Raw genomic sequence first — 3,516 nt, 5'->3', positions numbered from 1 at the left:
TTACTCATCGAAAATCAAGCAATGACACATATTGCACACAGGCTATCCATCTCAACATCATCAGTTATCAGAAAGCTCAATGAGTTCAAGTTTGAAACAGATTGGAACACCTTACCTGAGGTGTTGAACTGGGATGAGTATGCCTTTAAGAAAGGGAAGATGAGCTTTATCGCTCAAGATTTCAACTCCCTAAACGTCATTGCTATTCTGGACGGAATAACTCAAACAACCATCCGTAACCACTTTCTACGCTATCCTAGAAAGGTTAGAAATCTCGTCAAAGTGATTACTATGGATATGTTTAGTCCATACTACAAATTGGCTAAACCCTTCGCTCTCCAATTTCTAAGCTCAGGCTGAAACAGTCTATTCCCAGACTGTTTCACTCCCGAATGCAAAAATTGTACTCGACCGCTTTCATATCGTGCAACACCTTAGTCGTGCTATGAACCGTGTCCGTATTCAAATTATGAATCAATTCGACAGAACATCGCAGGAATACCGAGCTTTGAAACGCTACTGGAAATTGATTCAACAGGATAGTCGTAAACTCAGCGATAAACGATTTTATCGCCCTATGTTTCGGATGCATTTAACCAACAAGGAAATTCTAGAAAAACTCCTATCCTACTCAGATGAACTCAGACGGCACTATGAACTCTATCAATTTCTCTTGTTCCATTTCCAAGAGAAAAATTCAGATCATTTCTTCAGTCTCATCGAACAGGAAATGGCCACTGTTAATCCTATTTTCCAGACGGTATTTAAGACATTTCTAAAGGATAAAGACAAGGTTTTAAACGCCATGGAATTGCCTTATTCCAACGCCAAACTGGAAGCTACCAATAATCTCATCAAAGTCATTAAAAGAAATGCCTTTGGTTTCAGGAAGATGAAAACTTTAAAAAACGCATTTTGATTGCTTTGAACATAAAGAAAGAGAGAACGAAGTTCGTCCTCTCTAGGTCTTAGCTTTTCATCTACCCACTACAGTTGACAAAGAGCCACAATATGTCAAAAGACCAGCACATGTGTGTTGGCCTTTTTTATATGACTAATCCAATTCCTCTCCATCTTTCAAATTAGCAAGTAAAATCGACCAATTAGGGTCCTCCTGCCAATTTTCCACGCTAACAATCTGACTAGCCACTCGTCTTGCTTCCTCTAAAATTGGATAGTCCTCTATAATATTTGCAACCTGAAATTCTGGCAAACCTGATTGACGAGTTCCAAATATTTCTCCAGACCCACGCATTTTTAAGTCAGCTTCAGCCAAAATAAAACCATCTGTCGTCTCTGACATAATTTTCATGCGTTCCTTACCAGACTCTGTTTTAGGATTAGCAACTAACACTGCATAAGACTGCTTATGACCACGTCCTACACGCCCTCTCAACTGATGTAATTGGCTTAAACCAAAACGATCTGCATCCATAATAACCATCACCGTTGCATTGGGCACATTGACTCCGACTTCAATAACAGTGGTAGAAACCAAAATATTCGTTTTTCGCTCCTTAAAAGCCTGCATGATGGCATCTTTCTCGTCATTTTTCATCTTACCGTGTAACAAATCCACTGTAACTTGCTCTCCAAAATGCGCCTGTAAATCAGATTGCAGATCTACAGCATTCTTTAAATCCAGAGCCTCAGATTCTTCAATCAGCGGAGAGATAAAATAAACCTGAGCACCCACTTCTAACTCCCGCTCCAACCAATCTAAGACCGTGGGTAGCTGTTGATGTTTGACCCAGCGAGTGATAATTGGCTTCCTACCAGCAGGCAACTGATTAATAATCGATACATCCATATCTCCAAAAGCTGTAATGGCTAACGTCCGAGGAATAGGTGTAGCAGTCATCATAAGCACATCCGGATTATCACCCTTCTCACGAAACAGACGGCGCTGTTTAACACCAAAACGATGTTGCTCATCCGTCACAACCAAACCAAGCTTATGGTACGTCACACTTTCCTGGATAAGAGCATGAGTTCCTACAATGATGTCTACCTGACCACTAGAAATCGCCTCTAAAGCAGTACGACGCTCCGCAACTTTCATTCCCCCTGTCAAAAGAGCAATAGAAAGTTCTGGAAAAAGCTGGCGCAAACTCTCAAAGTGTTGCTCAGCCAAAATTTCTGTCGGGACCATAATTGCAGCCTGCATTCCCGCAGTCACAGCAGCAAACATAGCCAATCCAGCAACTACTGTCTTCCCTGAACCAACATCCCCTTGTAACAAACGATTCATGTGCCCATAGGACTTCATATCTGATAGTATTTCAGCCAAAGCCCCAGACTGAGCATCCGTTAAGACAAACGGCAATTGTCTTATTTGCATAGCCAATCTATCAGCATCATAGGCAATCTTCAAACCATTCGAAATATCACGATTGTTGGCTTTCAGCATTTGCAACTGTAATTGAAAATAAAATAATTCCTCAAACTTCATACGTCGCAAAGCTTGTCTATACTCTTCTAAATTTGTCGGAAAATGCATCGCAAAAACCGCCTCTCGGCGATTCATTAACCGATAGCGCTCTCGTAAAGCTGATGGTAAATTCTCCTCTAATAAATGCAAATATCCCTGATCAATAGCTGTTTTAATTGCCTTAACCAAATTTACTTGCGAAATCCCTTGCGCCACATGATAGACAGGCTGTAGCTCATCTGATACTTGAGCCAAAACTTTCATTCCTGTCAAACTTGCCTTAGCCTTATCCCACTTTCCCCAAACTGCAATATCCTGCCCCAAAACAATCTTATCTGCTAAATAAGGCTGATTAAAAAACGAAACTGCTAAGACAACCTCACCCTGTTTCATTGAAAAACGGAGTCTATTTCTTTTGTAACCATAATACTGTACATTAGCTGGAGATACCACCTCCCCAACTACCACTGCCTTCTCACCATCCTGCAAATCATAAATAGACTTACTCTCAAAATCTTCATATCTAAATGGATAGTAAGTCAGCAAATCATTAATATTCTGAATGTTAATTTTTAAAAATTTTTCAGCCGATTTTGGACCAATCCCTGGCAAAACCGATAATTCATCACATAATCTTTTCATGTCTCTATTATATCAACAAACAATGAATAGACAAAGCAACAAGAAAAGAAAAGGAGCCAATTAAAGCCCATTTACCTCAAAAAACAAAAAAAGAGACCTAAGCAGCCTCCCAATATAGTCCGTACGGGATTCGAACCCGTGTTACCGCCGTGAAAAGGCGGTGTCTTAACCCCTTGACCAACGGACCATATACTAAAGATTTCTCTTTACTCCGCCAACAGGGCTCGAACCTGTGACATCATGATTAACAGTCATGCGCTCTACCAACTGAGCTATGGCGGAATATGCTAAGCGACTACCGTATCTAACAGGGGGTAACCCCCAACTACTTCAGGCGTTCTAGGGCTTAACTGCTGTGTTCGGCATGGGTACAGGTGTATCTCCTAGGCTATCGTCACTTAACTACTGAGTCTTGTCAACTCAAAATTGAATATCTATATTCT

The 3,516-nt window shown here is 40.8% G+C and carries 1 protein-coding gene, 2 tRNA genes, 1 rRNA gene and 1 pseudogene; 1 reads left to right on the top strand and 4 read right to left on the bottom strand.

Annotated features, from left to right (window positions below):
• A pseudogene (locus ODU45_RS09845) lies at positions 1-972 on the top strand (transposase); the annotation flags it as partial.
• Positions 973-1,054: 82 nt separating this feature from the next.
• Here ODU45_RS09845 and recG read toward each other — a convergent pair.
• The 4 genes from recG to rrf form a co-directional block, all read right to left on the bottom strand.
• On the bottom strand, positions 1,055-3,073 hold the full coding sequence (recG, locus tag ODU45_RS09840) for an ATP-dependent DNA helicase RecG (protein ID WP_398581228.1): 2,019 nt from the start codon (positions 3,071-3,073) through the stop codon (positions 1,055-1,057).
• Positions 3,074-3,188: 115 nt separating this feature from the next.
• Positions 3,189-3,260 (bottom strand) — tRNA-Glu (locus ODU45_RS09835).
• 22 nt (positions 3,261-3,282) lie between these two features.
• Positions 3,283-3,355 (bottom strand) — tRNA-Asn (locus tag ODU45_RS09830).
• Between the two features lie 4 nt (positions 3,356-3,359).
• A 5S ribosomal RNA gene (rrf, locus tag ODU45_RS09825) occupies positions 3,360-3,475 on the bottom strand.
• Positions 3,476-3,516: the final 41 nt, after the last annotated feature.

This window comes from Streptococcus sp. 2022WUSS135, assembly GCF_044427045.1.
Taxonomy (GTDB): Bacteria; Bacillota; Bacilli; order Lactobacillales; family Streptococcaceae; genus Streptococcus; species Streptococcus hashimotonensis.
This window is presented reverse-complemented; position numbering and strand designations above follow the sequence as displayed.